This window comes from Pseudoxanthomonas beigongshangi, from assembly GCF_016820515.1.
Classification (GTDB): Bacteria; Pseudomonadota; Gammaproteobacteria; order Xanthomonadales; family Xanthomonadaceae; genus Pseudoxanthomonas_A; species Pseudoxanthomonas_A beigongshangi.
Genome location: NZ_JADHDV010000024.1, coordinates 18,540 through 35,569, shown reverse-complemented (window position 1 = coordinate 35,569; position 17,030 = coordinate 18,540). Strand labels below are relative to the sequence as shown.

Sequence of the window (17,030 nt, the reverse complement as noted above, 5' to 3'; positions counted from 1 at the left end):
GTAGAGATGAGAAAAGCGCGGCCTTCGGGTCGCGCTTTTTTTTGGGGTTCTCGCGGCGGGGTGGGGTGTTGGGTTGTTTTCCGGGACGCCGGGGAAGGGGTTTACGGTCGCGACTTACGTTGCTCCTACAAGGATGGGGCGGGAGACTTGAGCCAGATGAAAGGCGGACCGTGAAAGCTTTCAACGGTGGGGCCGCGCCGTGGCCGTCGGGGCTGGCCTAGAATAAGCGTCAATACGCTTGGCGCCTCCCCCATGAACTCCTCCGCTTCCAGCACCGCCGCGCCCGCGCGCGGTGGCGTCGCCGTCGTCGTCGCCCTGGCCCTGGTCTATGTCGTCTGGGGCTCCACCTATCTCGGTATCCGCCTGGCCCTGGAAGGCGGCTATCCGCCGCTGTTGATGGCCGGGGGCCGCTTCATCGTCGCCGGCACGCTGATGTACGCGGTGCTGCGCTGGCGCGGTTATGCCGCGCCGACCCGCGCGCAATGGAAGAACGTGGCCTTCATGGCGCTGGCGCTGCTGCTGTTCGGCAACGGCTTCGTGTGCGTGGCCGAGCAGACCGTGTCCTCCGGTCTGGCCGCGGTCGCGGTGGCCTCGATGCCGCTATGGATGGGCCTGTTCGGCGCCATGCGCGGACAGCATCCCAGCCGCGCCGAATGGGCGGGCATCGTGATTGGTTTCCTGGGCGTGGTCTGGCTCAACTCCGGCAGCGCGCTGACCGCCAGTCCCAAGGGCCTGATCATGCTGCTGATCGCGCCGATCGCCTGGGCCTACGGTTCGGTGTGGAGCCGCGGCCGCGATCTGCCGTCGCCGTTCATGTCGGCAGCCGCGCAGATGGTGTGCGGCGGCGTGATCATGCTGGTGGTGGGCGCGGCGATCGGCGAGCGTTTCACCCAGTGGCCGACGTTGCAGGGCACGCTGGCGGTGGGCTACCTGGCGCTGTTCGGTTCCATCGTCGCCTTCAGCGCCTATGTCTGGCTGCTGCACAACGTGCGTCCGGCGGTGGCCGGCAGCTACGCCTACATCAACCCGGTGATCGCCGTGGCGCTGGGCGCGTGGATCGCCCATGAGAGTTTCAGCGCCCATGACCTGGGCGCGATGGCGTTGATCCTGCTGGGCGTGGTGGTGATCACCCTGGCGAAGGCGAAGCGCTCGTGAGCCAGCACGGTATCGATCGCAAGGGGCTGGTCATCACCAGCCTGACCTTCGTCCTGTGGGGCGTGGTACCGCTGTACTGGCACCTGCTCAAGGTGGTGCCCTCGTTCCAGATCATCGCCCACCGGATTGTCTGGAGCGCGTTGCTGGTGATCGGCTGGCTGGTGCTGAAGAACGGCCTGGGCTGGCTGCGCGCGATTCGCGCCCAGCCGCGTGCGTTGGCCGCGCTGGGACTGAGCAGCCTGCTGATCGCGTTCAACTGGGGCCTGTACATCTGGGCGGTCAACGCCGGCCACGTGGTCGAGACCAGCCTGGGTTACTTCATCAACCCGCTGCTCAACGTGCTGCTGGGCGTGCTGGTGCTGCGCGAGCGGCTGAGCCGCCTGCAATGGATCGCGGTGGGCTTCGCGCTGATCGGCGTGGCCTGGTTGACCTGGCAGGCCGGTTCGCCGCCGTGGATCGCGCTGGGACTGGCGCTGTCGTTCGGCATGTACGGGCTGGTGCGCAAGCTGGTGGCGGTCGACGCGGTGGCCGGGCTGGGCGTGGAAAGCCTGTACCTGTTCCTGCCGGCGCTGGCGTTCGTGGCCTGGGGCGAGAACGGCCACGGTGGCGGCTTCCTGCAGGGCTGGGGCTGGCAGATCGATCTGCTGTTGATCTTCGGCGGCGTGGTCACCGCCATTCCGCTGATCGGCTTCGCCTACGGCGTGCGCCGGATTCCGCTGACGGTGGTGGGGCTGCTGCAGTACATCGCGCCGAGCATCCAGTTCCTGATCGGCGTGTTCGTGTTCCGCGAGCCGTTCGGCGCGGCGCAGGCGCTGGGCTTTGCCGCGATCTGGACCGGCCTGCTGATTTTCGCCGGCGACGGGCTGTGGCGTTCGCGCCAGCGGCCGCCGGTGGCGGTCACGGTCACCGAGTAGCGCGCTCGGAGTGATGCGCCGCGCTCAGGCGCGGCCCGGCGCCAGCGGTTGCGGGCAGGCCGGCGTCGCCGTTGGCGTGCGCTCGAACCAGTCGATCACCGTCGGCGCCAGCCGATCCAGCCGCATCGGCAGGCTCAGGTGATCCTCGCCGGGAATTTCCAGGTAGCGGGCGCGCTTGGACGCCGCCGCGAGCAGGCGACCATGCGCGACCGGAATGTGCCGGTCGGCGTCGCCATGGATCAGCAGCACGCAGGCCGGCGCCTGCGCCAGTGCCGCGCCAACGTCCACCTTGTCCAGTTCCAGGCCGAGCTTGCGGTCGGCCTGGGCGATGGCGACGTTCAGGCTGTCGCCGCTGTAGCGCCAGCGCGCCAGTGGCAGGGCCAGGCGATCGCGCCAGTTCGACGCCGGGCGGGTGAGCATGTGCGGCACCATGTCGCGGATCGCGCTGCCGGCGTTGTCGAAGGATTCCATCGCCACCACGCCGCCGGCCTGCACGCCGAGATCGCGCGCGGTGAAGATGGCGGTGGCCGCGCCGTAGGACACGCCCATCACGTGCAGCGGACCGGTGACCTCGCCGCGCTCGCGCAGCGCGCGCAGCATCGCCACGACGTCTTCGCCCTCACGGGTGCCGTAGCCGGACGGCGCGACGCCGGAACGGCCGTGGTTGCGCAGGTCCACGCTGATGGTGCGGTAGCCGGCCTGGGCCAGTTCCAGCGCCCACGGCAGCAGCGAGCCGCCGTCCATCATCCAGCCGTGCAGCAGCACGACGGTGCCGCGCGGCTTCTGCGCGGACGGCCTGGCCGCCGCGTCGAAGTCGAGCTGGAAATCCATGCGGTTGGCGGCGGTGCCGCCGGCATAGCGGTAGCGCAGGCCGTAGTCGCCCGGATCCAGCGCGCGCCAGTACAGCGGCACGCCATTCACCGGCACGAAGCCCTCGCGATGCGGCAGGCGCGCGAACATCGCCTCGATGCGATCGCGCGGCAGCAGCGGCGACACGCCGCCGGGCGCGGCCAGGCGTTCGCTCAGCGACAGGGCGGGCAGATGGGCAGTGGTGAAGCCGACCAGCGACAGGCAGACGCAGGCCAGCGCGATCAGGCGCAGCAGCATGGCGATCATCGGGGGGAGGGACAGCGGTCGCGCACCTTACCGGCGCGGGAGCCGTCGCCGCTATCGCAGAACGATGACAGAAAGATGACGGTTAAGCCGGGATTTGCCTGGCGGGTGGGCGGTTGGCGCGGAAAGGGCGCACCGCGCCGCGAGGGCGCGGCGGGTGGATGGGTGCGAAGAGCCGCCGAGCGAGCTCGGCTCTACGGGGAGGGGCAGGGGGCGCCGGCGTCGGCCCAGGTCTTGAAGGCGGCGACGAACTTGTCGTGCGGGACTGGCACCGGGGCACGGTTGCCGCCGGGGTTCCAGCCCCACAGCACCAGCTTGTCCTCGGCGACGTGCTTGATCAGCGCGGGCATGTCGCGATCGCCATTGAGTTTGCGGTCCTGGATCATCGCGCACAGCTCGTGGGCCGGCAGGCCGATCCAGGCCATCTTGTGATCCGGCGGCGGCAGTTGCCAGTGCGGTGCGCCCGGCGGCGCGTGCGCGCTGTAGCCGGCCGGCGGATTGGCTTCGCCGTGGCAGGTGGAGCAGGGCTGGCCGGGCGCGCCCTTGCCTTCGGGACCGCGCACCACGTTCATCATGTGCGGGGTCTGGCTGTCGAACTGCAAAGGCTGATCGCCGGGAATGTGGCAGTTGCTGCAACGTGGATGCTGGAACACCTGCTCGACGGTGGCGAAGGCTTGCAGTGCCTGCGCCTTCTGTTCGGCGCTGATGCGCGGGCCGCAGGCGGCCAGCAGCAACGACAGCAAGGCGATGAAGAAGAGGGCGGCGGCGCGCATCGTCGGATCCTCAGGCGGGCTTGGCCGCGGGGGCCAGGGTGAAGGGAAGATCACGCAGGCGCTGGCCGGTGAGCGCGAACACCGCGTTGGCCACTGCCGGCGCGATCGGCGGCGTACCGGGTTCGCCCACGCCGCCCATCTTGTCCGTGCTCGGCACGATGTGCACTTCCACCACCGGCATCTCGGGCAGACGCAGCACCGGATAGTCGTGGTAGTTGGATTGCTCCACCTCGCCATTCTTGAAGGTGATGCGCCCGTGCAGCGCGGCGCCCAGGCCGAACGCCAGCCCGCTTTCCAGCTGCGCCTTGACGTTGTCCGGATTCACCGCCAGGCCACAGTCGATCGCGCAGACCACGCGATGGACCTTGATCACGCCGTTGTCGACCGAGACCTCAGCCGCGTGCGCGACGTAGCTGCCGAACGATTCGTGCACGGCGATGCCGTGGCCGCGTCCCTTCGCCGCCGGTTTGCTCCAGCCGAATTTCTCCGCCGCCAGGTTCAGCGCGGCCAGGTGGCGCGGATGATCCTTGAGCAGGCGCCGGCGGTATTCCAGCGGATCCTGCCCCGCTGCGTGCGCCAGTTCATCGACCAGGCTTTCCATCACGAAGCCGTTGTAGCTGTGCCCCACGGAGCGCCACCACAGCACCGGTATGCCGGTCTTGGGCGAATGCAGATCCACCCGGTGCGCGGGCGTGCCCAGCACGTACGGCGAATCGGCCACGCCTTCCACGGAGGTCGCGTCGATGCCGTTCTTCACCGTGAACGGCTCGAACGGCGTGCCGGCGGTGATCGACTGGCCGACCATCACCTGCTGCCAGGCCACCGGCGTGCCGTCCGCGGCCAGGCCCACCTTGGCGCGCTGCACATAGGCCGGGCGGTAGTAGCCGCCACGCACGTCGTCCTCGCGCGGCCACACCGTCTTGACCGGCGCCTTGGCGGCCTTGGCCACTTCCACCGCCTCGGACACGAAGTCCGACACCGGCGTCGCGCGCCGGCCGAAGCCGCCGCCGAGGAAGGTGGTGTGGATGCGGATCTGTTCCGGCTTCAGCCCGGTGATGCGCGCGGCGACCTGCTGGTCGACGGTCTGGAACTGGGTGCCGGTCCAGATGTCGCAACCTTCGGGGGCGATCTTCACCGTGCAGTTGAGCGGTTCCATCGGTGCGTGCGCCAGGTAGGGCACGCTGTACTCGACTTCCACCAACTTGGCCGCCTGCGCCATCGCCGCGGCCGCATCGCCGGCCTGCACCGCCACCGCACCGGCCGTGCGCGCCTGCGTGGCGAACTGTTCGCGCAGCCGCGCGCTGTCCAGATCCGCGTGCGGGCCGCGATCCCATTCCACCTTCAGCGCGTTGCGGCCCTGCAAGGCGGCCCAGTAGTGATCGGCGATCACCGCCACGCCGCTGGGCACCTGCACCACGTTGCGGACCCCGGGCACCGCCTTGGCGGCGGTCGCGTCGAACGATTTCACCGTGCCGCCGAACACCGGCGCGCGCGCGACCACCGCGGTGAGCAGGCCGTCGAACTGCACGTCCATGCCGAAGATCGCGCGACCGGTGATCTTCTCCGGCGTGTCCAGGCGCTTGGCGCCCTTGCCGATCAGCTTCCAATCCTTGGGATCCTTGAGGGTGAGCGTCTTCGGATCCGGCGCCTTCAGCTGCCCGGCCGCGTCGGCCAGTTCGCCGTAGCGCAGGCGCTGGTCGCCATGCACCACCACACCGTTCTCGGTTTTCAGTTCGGCCACCGGCACGCCCAGTCGCGTGGCCGCGGCCTGCAGCAGCAATGCGCGCGCGGTGGCGCCGGCCATCCGGTAGCGATCGAACTCGGACCAGGTGCTGGTCGAGCCGCCGGTCATCTGCATGCCGAAGGCGGTATGCGCGTAGGCCGGTGCGGCTGGTGCGTGCTCGACCTTCATCTTCGTCCAGTCCGCATCCAGCTCCTCGGCGATCAGCATCGGCAGCGTGGTCCAGATGCCCTGGCCCATTTCCGAGTGCGACAGCAGCACGGTGATGCTGTCGTCGGCGGCGATGCGCAGGAAGGCGTTGGGCGCGAACGGCGCGACCGAGACCGGCGCGGCGGCGGCGTTCTGCGCCAGCGCGAAGCGGCCGGCGGCCGGCACGATGAAGCCGATGACCAGGCCGCCGCCGAGGACGGCGCCGGCCTTGAGGAACTGGCGGCGGGAAGAGGAAGCGACGGAATCCGCAGGCTTGGCGTCCACGAACATTCTCCGATCGGATGCCGGGCCCTTGTGGTCCGGCGCGGGGGGAAGAGGAATCAGGCCTTGCCCAACTGCGCGGCGCGGTGCACCGCCGCGCGGATGCGCGGGTAGGTGCCGCAGCGGCAGAGATTGCCCGCCAGCGCCTGGTCGATGTCCTGATCAGTGGGGCTGGGCACCACCGCCAGCAGCGCGGCGGCGGTCATGATCTGGCCGGACTGGCAGTAGCCGCACTGCACCACGTCCAGTTCGGCCCACGCCTGCTGCACCGGATGGCGTCCATCGGATGACAGGCCTTCGATGGTGGTGATTTTCTTGCCGGCCACCGCGGAGACCGGGGTGACGCAGGCGCGCAAGGGGACGCCGTCGATGTGCACGGTGCAGGCGCCGCACTGGGCGATGCCGCAACCGAACTTGGTGCCGGTGAGTTTCATCAGGTCCCGCAGGACCCAGAGCAGCGGCATGTCGGGCGGCGCCGCGACCTCGTGCTCGGAACCATTCACGTGCAGTTTCATGCTCGATCCCTGGCGTCGGCTGGGGAGTTGGCACATTACGCCCGCGGATGCGACATTGCCAAGACATCCGGCGACTTTTTTCGGAGGCCCATGTCCAGCCAGCGCAAGGTGTTGGAAGCCGCCCTGCGGGCCGTGGCGACCGGCGATGCCGGCGCGGGCCTGGCGGTGGTGGTGGACACCGAGGGATCGACCTACGTGCACGCCGGGGCGATGGCCCTGTTCAGTGCGCGCGACGGCCAGACCGGCTGGTTGAGCGGCGGCTGCCTGGAGCCGGACATCCAGCGCCGCGCGCTGGCCGCGGCCGACGCGGGCGCGCTGGACTGGATGGACATCGACACCCGCGACGACGAGGACCTGCTGTCCGGATCCGCGGTCGGCTGCCGCGGACGCCTGCACCTGGCGCTGCTGCCGCTGGCCCGGCTGGCAGGCTTGGCGGCGTTGCTGGAAGACTGGCAGCGGGGCGGCGAAACACTGCATTGGTCCTTCGATGCCAGCGGCGAAGTGCGTGCCGGCATCGGCGCGCGCCAGGCGCACTGGAGATTGCCGGTAACCGCTGGCGCCGAGACGCCGCAACGGCCGGCTTACGGGCTGGCGATCCGGCCCGCGCCGAAGGTGCTGATCTGCGGTGCCGGCCCGGAGACGCCGCTGCTGGTGCCCTGGCTGCGCGAACTGGGCTGGCGGGTGACCCTGGCCGAACGCCGCCCGCGCTGGCAGCCGCACGCCGCGCTGGCGGATCTGGCCTGGGACGTGTCGCCCACCGACGCGGCCGCGCGTGCCGACGGCCATGCGGCCGCGCTGGTGATGCACCACCACTTCGAACTGGATCGCGAGGCGCTGGCGGCGCTGGCCGAAACCGAGCTGCCCTTCATCGGCCTGCTCGGACCGGGGCGCCGCCGCGACGATCTGTTCAAGGTGCTGCCGGCGCCGACCCGCGAACGCCTGCGCCATCGCCTGCGCTCGCCGATCGGCCTGCGCCTGGGCGGGCAGGGACCGGAGGCGATCGCGCTCAGCATCGCCGCGCAGTTGCAGGCGGTGCTGGCCGGCGAGCCGGCATGACCTCGGCGCACGACGCGGTGGTGCTGGCGGCCGGCGGCAGCCGCCGGCTCGGCCAGCCCAAGCAACTGCTCACCCGCGAAGGCGAGACGCTGGTCCGTCGTGGTGTCAGGCTGGCGATGGAAACCGCGCCGCGCCGGCTGCTTGTAATCGTTGGCGGCCATGCGGAAGCGGTGAGCGCGGCGGTGCGCGATCTGCCGGCGGACATCCTGTTCAATCCCGAATGGGAAGAAGGACTGGCGAGCAGCCTGCGTCTGGCCGCGGCGACGCTGGCGTCCACACGCGCGGATTCGTCATCCGCCTGCCTGCTGCTGGCCTGCGATCAACCGGCGCTGGAAGCGGCGCACCTGGCCGCGCTGCGCGAAGGCTTCATCGCCCGTGGCTGTGCGGCGACCCGCCACGGCGAGGGCCGCGGCGTCCCGGCATGGGTGCCGGCGGATCTGTTGGCGCAGGCAAGCTCACTGCGAGGCGATCGCGGCCTGCGCGGACTGCTTGCGGCGCGTGCAGACGAGCACATCGCCCTGCTCGACGTACCGGACCTGACCTGCGACATAGACACGCCCGACGATCTGCGCGAAGCGCGTCGACGTGGCTGGATCGATCCGGTTCCGGACGCGATGCCGGATCCTTCCCCCTGAAACGAAAACGGCCGGCAGGCGCCGGCCGTTTTCCTGTTCACGCCGATGCGATCACAACGCGCGCAACGCGGTGGTGATCGGCAGGCGCGCCGCGCGCAGCGCCGGGAACAGGCCGCCGACCAGGCCGATGCCGAGCGCCCACTTCAGGCCGTTCCACAACAGCTCGGGCGTGACCTTGAACTGGAACACCACCTGGCTGAAGTTGCTGCCCAGGGTCGAGACGCTGTAGCCGTTGAAGATGGCCCAGGCGATCACGCCGCCCAGCACGCCGCCCAGCAGCGCCAGCAGCATCGTCTCCAGCATCACCGCGGTGACCACCGGCAGGCCGCGGAAACCGATCGCGCGCATGGTGGCGATTTCGCGCGCGCGCCCGGCCACCGCCGAGTACATCGTGTTGAGCGCGCCGAACACCGCGCCGATTGCCATGATGGTGCCGATCACGATGCCCAGCCATTTGATGATCGTGGCCAGTTGCCCGGACTGCTTGCTGTAGTACGCGCGGGTGGTTTCCACGTCCAGTTTCAGGCGCGGATCGCCCTCGACCGCGGCCTTGAACTGGTCGAAGCCGGCCTTGCCGTCGGTCTTGACCGTGATCGACTGGTAGGCGCTGCGGTTGTAGGTGGACGACAGGGTCTGCGCATCGCCCCACAGTTCCGAGTCGTGCGCGTCGCCGGAAGCGAACCGGCCCACCACGGTCCATTCCTGGTTGCCGAGATTGAGCTTGCTGCCGACCTTCAGGCCGCGGAACTGGGTGGCCGCGCCCTGGCCGACGACGATCTCGCGCAGGCCGGCACCGAACTTGCGGCCCTCGACCAGCTTGATCTTGTCGCGGACCAGCCAGGCCTCCTCGCCCACGCCGCGGAACTGCGCGTTGGCGTCGGTGCCGTCGGCCATGCTGGGCAGGTTGACCACCTGCGACAGTTCGGCCGACATCAGTGGCTTGCCGTTCGGTCCCTTGGCGACGCCGGGCAGGCTGGACAGCAGCGGCGCCTGTTCGCGGGTGATGACCGAATTGGTTTCCGCCTGCGAACCGCCGCGCAGCACGATCGCGGTGGTGTCGTCGCCGGTGCTGTTGAGGGTGGCCTTGAAGCCTTCGCCCATCGCCAGCATGGCGACCAGCACGCCGACCACGCCGGCGATGCCGACCACGATCACCGAGGACGCGCCCCAGCGTTGCGGCAGGCTGCTGATGCCGATGCGCGCGGCGGCCAGCGCCAGCCGGCCGCCGCGGGTCAGCAGCAGCCACAGCGCCAGCAGCACGGCCAGGCCCAGTACCAGGAACCACGGCAGGTTGATCCAGACCACCAGGAAGACGGCCAGGCCGACGACGGAGATGATGTTTGCAATCCAGTTGGGCATGTCGTTCTCCTCAGCGTCCGGCCAGTGCATCGACGATCTTCAGGCGCTTGGCGCGCAGCGCCGGCAGCAGGCCGACGACGATGCCGATGACCACCATCAGGCCCAGCCCGACCAGCCAGGTCTGGGTGGGAACGTTCGGCAGCGAGATGGCGCCCTGGCTGGCCGCGGTCAGGCCCGGCATGATCACCGCCGCCAAGCCCATGCCGATCAGGCCGCCGAGCACGATCAGCAGCACCGACTCGATCATCACCAGGGTCAGCACCGTGCCGTCCTTGAAGCCCAGGGTCTTCAGCACCGCCAGTTCCGGCACCCGCTCGCGCACCGCCTGGGCCATGGTGTTGCCGGTCAGCAACAGCAGGGTGAAGAACACCGCGCCCATGATCGAGGTGACGATCAGGCCGATGTCGGCGAACTGCTTGGCGAAGGCCTGCTGGAACGCCGACTCGGTCTGGCTCTTGGTCTCGTGGTCCGAGTTGGCCGACAGTGCGTCGATGGCGCGCGCCACCTGGTTGGCCTGGTTGGTGTTGGCCAGTTGCACCGTGTACCAGCTGACCTGGCTCTTGATGTAGTCGTTGGATTCGTCGAAGTATTTCCAGTTCATCATCAACTGGTTCTCGGCGCCGACGTTCTTGCGATCCTTCACCCGGAAGATGGCCTTCAGTTCCAGCGGCCAGTCGTTGCTGCCGCCACGCGGGAAGATGGTGGCCTTCAGCGGAATGGTGTCGCCAATCTTCCAGCCGTGCTTCTTGGCCAGCGACTCGCCGACGATGGCGGCGTTGCGGGTGTCCTGGAACGCCTTGAGCTGATCCGGCGGCACCGTGTACTCGGTGTAGACGTCGAAGAAGTTGGGCGCCACCGAGAAGTTGGGGAAGAAATCCTTGGGATCGCGGTAGATGCCGCCGAACCACATGGCGTAGGTGGCCTTGCGCACGCCGGGCACCGATTCGATCTGCGGCAGCAGGTTGATCGGCAGCGACTGGGTGATCGACAGGCGCGAGGCGACCACCAGGCGGTTGGCGCCATCGACGCTGCCGCCGGAGTTGAACGCCACCCGCACCGAATCCAGCAGGCCGAACAGCAGGAAGGCCGCGACCACGGACAACAGGGTCAGCAGCGTCCGCGTCTTGCTGCGGAACAACTGCGCCCAGACCAGGGACAGATATTTCATCGCCGCCTCCCGTCAGTGGGCCAGCGCAGGGGCGTCGACCAGCTCGCCCTTGTCCAGGTGGATGGTGTGGGTCGCGTACTCGGCCGCCTTCGGATCGTGGGTGACCATGATGATGGTCTTGCCATGCTCGCGGTTGAGCAGGCGCAGCAGGTCCAGGATTTCCTCGGCCGAGTGGCGATCCAGATCGCCGGTCGGTTCGTCGCAGATCAGGAAGGTCGGATCCGAGACGATCGCTCGGGCGATCGCCACGCGCTGCTGCTGGCCGCCGGAGAGCTCGTTGGGACGGTGCGCGCCGCGTTCGGCCAGGCCGACCAGCTGCAGGGCGATTTCCGCGTTGCGCTTGCGCTGGGCGGCGCCGAGCTTGGTCAGCAGCAGCGGCAGCTCCACGTTCTTCTGCGCGGTCAGCATCGGCATCAGGTTGTAGAACTGGAACACGAAGCCGACATGGTGGCTGCGCCAGGTGGAGAGCTGGGCGGCGCTCATGCTGTCGATGCGCTGGCCCTCGATCTCGATTTCGCCCGAGGTCGGGGTGTCCAGGCCGCCGATGAGGTTGAGCAGGGTCGTCTTGCCCGAGCCGGACGGTCCCATCAGGGCGACGAAATCCCCCTTGGGAATATCCAGGTTCAGTCCGTGCAGCACCTGCACCTTTTCCGGACCGCGCTGGTAGGTTTTGACGAGGTTGCGAATGGTGACCAGTGAAGACATCGTGTTTTCCCTTCTGTGGTGTTCGGAGGCGCGCGCCGGCGACGTGATCGTCGCCCGTGCGCACGGCATTGCGTTGTCTTGCGTTGCAGCCAACCACTTTGGTGCGCGCCCGGGCATGGTTTCCCGGGCGTCCTGCGGGCCGCGCTACCGACGGGTGGCGGCGGTCATGAATCGGCAGCCGGTGGAGCCTGCCGGGCACGCGTCGCAACGTCCGCGACGCGCGCGATGGAACCGGAACCGTTACTGCGCTTCGTCCTCGGCCAGCGTGACCTTGCTGCCGTCCTGCAATTCATCCGGCGGGCTGAGCACCACCGTGTCGCCCGCGCCCAGGCCCGACAGCACCTGGCGATCGTCGCCCATCGGCTGGCCGACCTTCAGCAGGCGCTGTTCGACCGTGTTCTGCTCGGTCAGGGCGAACGCCACCGGCTGGCCGTCGCGCTCGACGATGGCCGCCGACGGGGCGCGCACGCCCTGCGGCTTCTTCTCCTCGGCCGGCTTGGCCGCTTCCAGGAAGCTCACCCGCACGCCCATGTCCGGGACGATGCGCGGATCCTTCTGCTTCAGCGCGATGCGCACCTTGACCGTGGCCTTGCCGCGATCGGCGGTGGGAATGATGGCGATGACCTCAGCCGGAATCTTCCAGTCGGGGTAGGCGTTGAGGGTGGCTTCCACCGGCATCTTCGGCTGCACCCGGCCGATGAAGGCCTCGCCCACGTCCACTTCCACTTCCAGCGAATCCATGTCGACGATGGTGCCGATGCCGGTGCGGGTGAAGCCGCCGCCGGCCGACAGCGGCGACACGATTTCGCCGGGCTGGGCGGCCTTGGCGATCACCACGCCGGAGAACGGCGCGCGTACCACGGTGTTGTCCTTGCCGATGTCGGCGATGCGCAGGCGATCGGCGGCGGCGCGCTGGTTGCGCTGCGAGGTCAGCGCCTCGGCGCGCAGGGCGTCGCGTTCGGCCACGGCCTGGTCGTATTGCGAGCGCGCGACCAGTTGCTGCTGGGTCAGCTGCGACAGCCGGCGCACGTTGGCCTCGGCTTCCTTCAGCCGCGCCTGCACGCCGGTGCTCTGGCTGCGCGCGGCCTGCAACTGGCTTTCGGCCAGCGCGCGTTCGGCGTCGGCGTCAATCGGTTCCAGCCGCGCCAGCACCTGGCCGGCCTCGACCTGCATGCCTTCCTCGATCAGCACTTCCTGGACCTTGCCGGTGACCTTGGCCGACACCGTCGCCATCCGCCGCGCGACCACGTAGCCGGTCGCATCCAGCACCGAGGCCGAAGCCCCGCTGCTGCCGATCGCGATGACCGGCGCGGTCCGCACCGGCACGCCTTTGTCGCGCCCGAACACGAACCAGCCGCCCACCGCCAGCAGCACCAGCACGGCGGCCACGCCCAGTCCAATCCACAGTCCACGGCGCGACGGCGGTTCCGGCGGCGCGGCCTTGCGATCGATGCGGAGTTCCTTCAACAGGTCGGCGGAAGAGTTCATCGCTTATCCAGACGGGCGAACGCGGAAAGTGTGACCAGCTAGGGTAACCCGGCCCAGTTGCCGGAAGTCACTTGTTGCCGGCCCCGGCGGCTCCGCGCCCGGAGCGGGGAGGGCACAGGATGCCCGGCCAGGGCCGGACGACCAAGTGACAGCTGTCATCCACCACGCATGAAGACCGCCACTGCCGGGTCCGCCGGCGGCGACCTAGATTGGTCGCATCACCGACACCTCGGGAGCGCGCCCCACATGGATACGCAGGCATCGCAGTACGAACCGGCCCGGTTGCGCGCCGTGCACAAGCGCTATGGACCGATCACCGCCCTGGCCGGACTGGATCTGGCGCTGGCGCCCGGACGCCTGCTGGCGCTGCTGGGTCCCAACGGCGCCGGCAAGAGCACGGCCATCGCGATCCTGCTGGGCCTGCAACCGCCCGATGGCGGCGAGGCCCGCCTGTTCGGCCAGGCGCCTGGCGCGATGGCGGTGCGCAGGCGCATCGGGGTGATGCTGCAGAGCGCCGGCATTCCGGACACGCTCAAGGTGCGCGAACTGCTGGATCTGACCCGCAGCTACTATCCGGCCCCGCGCAGCGTCGCCGATTGCGTGGCGATGGCCGGACTGGATGGCCTGCTCGAACGCCGCTACGGCCAGCTATCGGGCGGCCAGCAGCGGCGCGTGCAGTTCGCGCTGGCGATCTGCGGTCGTCCGCAACTGCTGTTCCTGGACGAACCCACCACCGGCCTGGACATCGACGCGCGCCAGACCCTGTGGAAAGCGATCCGCGAACTGGTCGCCGACGGCTGCGCGGTGCTGCTGACCACGCATTACCTGGAGGAAGCCGAGGCGCTGGCCGATCGCGTCGCGTTGATCGACGGCGGACGCGTGATCGCCGAAGGCAGCGTAGCCGAGGTGCGCGCGCGGGTCGCGCAGCGGCGCATCCGCTGCCTCACCGCGTTGCCGGCGGAGGTCGTGGCCGGCTGGCCGCAGGTGCGCAGCGCCCGGCATGACGGCGAGCGCCTGGAGATCGTCGCCGATCTGGCCGAACCGGTGGTGCGCCGGCTGCTGGCCGAGGACGCCGCGCTGACCGAACTGGAAGTGGCCCGCGCCGGCCTGGCCGAGGCCTTCATCAGCCTCACCCGGCAGGCCCGCGAACAGGAGGCCGCCTGATGGACACCACGATCGCTCCTGCGCGCGCGCCGCTGCGCGCCTACCTGCTGGAAGCCCGCTACGAATTCCTGCGCCTGCTGCGCACGCCTTCGTTCTCCCTGCCGACCCTGCTGTTTCCCGCGTTGTTCTACCTGCTGTTCGGCGTGCTGCTGGGCGCGCGGCAGGGCGGTGACGTGGCGGCGCGCTACTTCCTGGCGACCTATGGCGTGTTCGGGGTGATGGGCGTGGCCCTGTTCGGTTTCGGCGTGAGCGTGGCCCTGGATCGCGAGCGCGGCCTGCTGGCGCTCAAGCGCGCGCTGCCGATGCCGCCGGCGGCCTATCTGCTGGCCAAGACCGCCATGGCGATGATCTTCGCCGCCGTGGTGTCCATGCTGCTGGCGCTGATCGCCGCGGGCCTGGCCGGCGTTTCGCTGTCGCCGTGGCAATGGGCGGCGCTGTGGCTGGTCAACGTGCTGGGCGTATTGCCGTTCGCCGCGCTCGGCCTGTGGCTGGGCTGTCTGGTCGGTGGCGAGGGCGCGCCGGCGGTGATCAACCTGGTGTACCTGCCGATGGCATTCCTGTCCGGCCTGTGGTTGCCGCTGAGCATGCTGCCGGCGGTGCTGTCGCAACTGGCGCAGTTGTGGCCGGCGTATCATCTGGCCCAGATCGCGCTGCGGGTGGTGGGCAAGGATGCGGGCCAGCCGCTGATCCTGCATCTGGCCGTGCTGGCGCTCGTCACCGTCGTGTTCGGCCTGCTGGCCTGGCGGCGGCTGGCGCGTCCAGCCTGAGGTTCGGTTCCGTTCCGGAGAATCCGCGTGTTCATGTACTTCCCGCCCGTATCCGAGAACTCGCTGGCGAACCTGCACGAGCGGCGCAGCGAGCTGCGCGGGCGCGGCACCGGGCGCTGGTTTCCGTTACTGATGCTGATCTGGTCGATCTGGATCTTCGTCACCCCGATGTCCAACCCGGCGTCGTTCCCCAACTGGCTGTGGCCCACCCTGGCCAGCTATGCGGTGTTCCTGCTGCTGTTCCATGGCGCTTATTACCGCGATCGCCGGTACATGCTGTTCAACGCGCTGGGCATGGCGGTGCTGGGCTATGCGCTCACGCCGTTCAATCCCGGTGCGCAGAGCTACATGATCTACGCCTGCGCCTTCATGGCGTTCGCCGGCCCCACCCGTTCCGCGATTGCCTGGATGCTGGTGCTGCTGGCCGCGTATTCGGTGGAATGGATGGCGCTGGGCTGGCCGCTGATCTACCTGGCCAGCACGCTCATGGTCGGGTTCGCGGTGGGACTGATGAACATCAGCTTCGCGCGCAAGGCGCAGGCCGACGCGGCGCTGATGCTCAGCCACGAAGAGGTGCGCCGGCTGGCCGCGATGGCCGAGCGCGAGCGCATCGGCCGCGACCTGCATGATCTGCTCGGCCACACGTTGTCGCTGGTGGCGCTCAAGTCGGATCTGGCCGGCAAGCTGCTGGATCGGGATCCGGCGGGCGCGCGGCGCGAGATCGACGAGGTCAGCCGGGTCGCCCGCGACGCGTTGGCGCAGGTGCGCAGCGCGGTCACCGGCATCCGCGCGGCGGGCCTGGCCGCCGAACTGACCTCGGCACGGCTGCTGCTGGAATCCGACGGCGTGACGCTGACCTGTCCGGCCGGGATTCCGCCGTTGTCGCCGGAACAGGAAACCGTGCTCGCGCTGACCGTGCGCGAGGCGGTGACCAACCTGCAACGGCACGCCCGCGCCAGCGCCGCGCGGGTGGAGCTGGAAGTGGCAGATGGACGCTTGCGGCTGCGCATCGAGGACAACGGGCGCGGCGGCGCCATCGTGCCCGGCAACGGACTGAGCGGCATGCGCGAGCGGCTGGAAGCACTTGGCGGCAGCCTGCGCGTCGATGCACGCCCCGGCCGCGGCACCGTGCTGGAAGCCAGTCTGCCGGCAGGCCCGCTGGCGCCACAGGCCTCCGGCGCGGCATCCTTGCTGCCCGCGCAGACCTGAGGACGCCCCATGCCGCACGCCCCGCATCCGGCGCAATCCCCGCGCGCATGATCCGGGTGTTGCTGGCCGAGGATCAGGCGATGGTGCGCGGCGCGTTGACCGCGCTGCTCAACCTGGAAGCGGACATCGAAGTCGTCGGCACCGCCGCCGACGGCGAATCGGCGTGGCGCGAATTGCAGCGGCTGCGTCCGGACCTGCTGGTCACCGACATCGAAATGCCCGGCCTGACCGGGTTGGAACTGGCCCAGCGCATCCATCGCCACGCGTGGCCTACCCGGGTGGTGATCGTCACCACCTTCGCCCGCGCCGGCTATCTGCGCCGCGCGCTGGACGCGGGCGTGTCGGGTTATCTGCTCAAGGACGCGCCGGCCGACCAGCTGGCCGCCGCGCTGCGCAAGGTCCATGCCGGCGGCCGCGCGATCGATCCGCAGCTGGCGCTGGAAGCCTGGAACGAAGCCGACCCGCTCAACGATCGCGAGCGCCAGGTGCTGCGGCTGGCCGGCGAGGGCCTGTCGGCCGGCGACATCGCGCGCCAGCTCAATCTTTCGCAGGGCACCGTGCGCAACTACCTGTCCGAGGCCATTGGCAAGCTCGGCGTGAGCAACCGCATCGAGGCCTATCGGCTGGCGCGCCAGCGCGGCCTGCTGTAGTCGCCGCTGTAATCGCGGCTTCCACATTCGTCAGCGTACGTTCTCACGCGCCGACAACCCGCCGTCAGCGGGCGCGGCGAAACCTCGCAAAGCGCAACGGAAGCCGCCCGCGCGCTTTCGATGCGGTCCGCGTGACGCGCGTCATGA

The 17,030-nt window shown here is 69.5% G+C and carries 16 protein-coding genes; 8 read left to right on the top strand and 8 right to left on the bottom strand.

Translation table 11 applies throughout. The features are described 5' to 3' along the window. Positions 1–252: 252 nt before the first annotated feature. Both yedA and rarD read left to right on the top strand, forming a co-directional pair. Complete coding sequence (gene yedA / locus IQ458_RS15930; protein WP_183644921.1) at positions 253–1,155, top strand: drug/metabolite exporter YedA; 903 nt, start codon at positions 253–255, stop codon at positions 1,153–1,155. Next, a complete protein-coding gene (rarD, locus tag IQ458_RS15925; RefSeq protein WP_203323432.1) occupies positions 1,152–2,069 on the top strand; it encodes an EamA family transporter RarD in 918 nt (305 codons plus the stop codon). Before yedA ends, rarD begins: the two co-directional genes overlap by 4 nt. A 24-nt stretch (positions 2,070–2,093) precedes the next feature. On the opposite strand, the gene IQ458_RS15920 is transcribed toward rarD, so the two are convergent. The 4 genes from IQ458_RS15920 to IQ458_RS15905 form a co-directional block, all read right to left on the bottom strand. After that, positions 2,094–3,173: an alpha/beta hydrolase family protein gene (locus IQ458_RS15920; protein WP_203323446.1), complete on the bottom strand. Its 1,080-nt coding sequence runs from the start codon at positions 3,171–3,173 to the stop codon at positions 2,094–2,096. 203 nt (positions 3,174–3,376) lie between these two features. Then, positions 3,377–3,955: a hypothetical protein gene (locus tag IQ458_RS15915; protein ID WP_203323431.1), complete on the bottom strand. Its 579-nt coding sequence runs from the start codon at positions 3,953–3,955 to the stop codon at positions 3,377–3,379. 10 nt (positions 3,956–3,965) lie between these two features. Beyond that, positions 3,966–6,170 carry a xanthine dehydrogenase family protein molybdopterin-binding subunit gene (locus IQ458_RS15910; protein ID WP_328805203.1) on the bottom strand — a complete coding sequence of 735 codons (2,205 nt, stop codon included), beginning with the start codon at positions 6,168–6,170 and terminating at the stop codon, positions 3,966–3,968. A 56-nt stretch (positions 6,171–6,226) separates the two neighbouring features. Then, on the bottom strand, positions 6,227–6,682 hold the full coding sequence (locus IQ458_RS15905; protein ID WP_183644927.1) for a (2Fe-2S)-binding protein: 456 nt from the start codon (positions 6,680–6,682) through the stop codon (positions 6,227–6,229). Between the two features lie 90 nt (positions 6,683–6,772). On the opposite strand from IQ458_RS15905, the gene IQ458_RS15900 reads away from it, so the two are divergent. Together IQ458_RS15900 and IQ458_RS15895 are read left to right on the top strand one after the other, a co-directional pair. Further along, a complete protein-coding gene (locus IQ458_RS15900) occupies positions 6,773–7,738 on the top strand; it encodes an XdhC family protein (RefSeq protein ID WP_203323429.1) in 966 nt (321 codons plus the stop codon). Further along, on the top strand, positions 7,735–8,373 hold the full coding sequence (locus tag IQ458_RS15895; protein ID WP_203323428.1) for a nucleotidyltransferase family protein: 639 nt from the start codon (positions 7,735–7,737) through the stop codon (positions 8,371–8,373). The genes IQ458_RS15900 and IQ458_RS15895 overlap by 4 nt, the downstream gene beginning before the upstream one ends. 51 nt (positions 8,374–8,424) lie before the next feature. Here IQ458_RS15895 and IQ458_RS15890 read toward each other — a convergent pair whose 3' ends face one another. The 4 genes from IQ458_RS15890 to IQ458_RS15875 all read right to left on the bottom strand — a co-directional run bounded on the left by IQ458_RS15890 (position 8,425) and on the right by IQ458_RS15875 (position 13,093). Further along, on the bottom strand, positions 8,425–9,732 hold the full coding sequence (locus IQ458_RS15890) for an ABC transporter permease (protein ID WP_141454165.1): 1,308 nt from the start codon (positions 9,730–9,732) through the stop codon (positions 8,425–8,427). A 10-nt stretch (positions 9,733–9,742) separates the two neighbouring features. Continuing rightward, positions 9,743–10,900: an ABC transporter permease gene (locus IQ458_RS15885; protein WP_183644936.1), complete on the bottom strand. Its 1,158-nt coding sequence runs from the start codon at positions 10,898–10,900 to the stop codon at positions 9,743–9,745. A gap of 12 nt (positions 10,901–10,912) precedes the next feature. Further along, positions 10,913–11,605: an ABC transporter ATP-binding protein gene (locus tag IQ458_RS15880; protein WP_183644939.1), complete on the bottom strand. Its 693-nt coding sequence runs from the start codon at positions 11,603–11,605 to the stop codon at positions 10,913–10,915. A 240-nt stretch (positions 11,606–11,845) separates the two neighbouring features. Further along, complete coding sequence (locus IQ458_RS15875) at positions 11,846–13,093, bottom strand: efflux RND transporter periplasmic adaptor subunit (RefSeq protein WP_183644942.1); 1,248 nt, start codon at positions 13,091–13,093, stop codon at positions 11,846–11,848. A 246-nt stretch (positions 13,094–13,339) separates the two neighbouring features. Here IQ458_RS15875 and IQ458_RS15870 point away from each other — a divergent pair, with 246 nt between their 5' ends. The 4 genes from IQ458_RS15870 to IQ458_RS15855 are packed head-to-tail and all read left to right on the top strand — an operon-like array spanning position 13,340 to position 16,883. Continuing rightward, a complete protein-coding gene (locus IQ458_RS15870) occupies positions 13,340–14,257 on the top strand; it encodes an ABC transporter ATP-binding protein (protein ID WP_203323427.1) in 918 nt (305 codons plus the stop codon). After that, a complete protein-coding gene (locus IQ458_RS15865) occupies positions 14,257–15,024 on the top strand; it encodes an ABC transporter permease (RefSeq protein WP_203323426.1) in 768 nt (255 codons plus the stop codon). The genes IQ458_RS15870 and IQ458_RS15865 overlap by 1 nt, the downstream gene beginning before the upstream one ends. 33 nt (positions 15,025–15,057) lie before the next feature. Then, the gene (locus IQ458_RS15860; RefSeq protein ID WP_203323445.1) at positions 15,058–16,233 is read left to right on the top strand and encodes a sensor histidine kinase; all 1,176 of its coding nucleotides are present in this window, start codon (positions 15,058–15,060) and stop codon (positions 16,231–16,233) included. A 47-nt stretch (positions 16,234–16,280) separates the two neighbouring features. Further along, the gene (locus IQ458_RS15855) at positions 16,281–16,883 is read left to right on the top strand and encodes a response regulator transcription factor (protein ID WP_183644951.1); all 603 of its coding nucleotides are present in this window, start codon (positions 16,281–16,283) and stop codon (positions 16,881–16,883) included. Positions 16,884–17,030 lie beyond the last annotated feature (147 nt).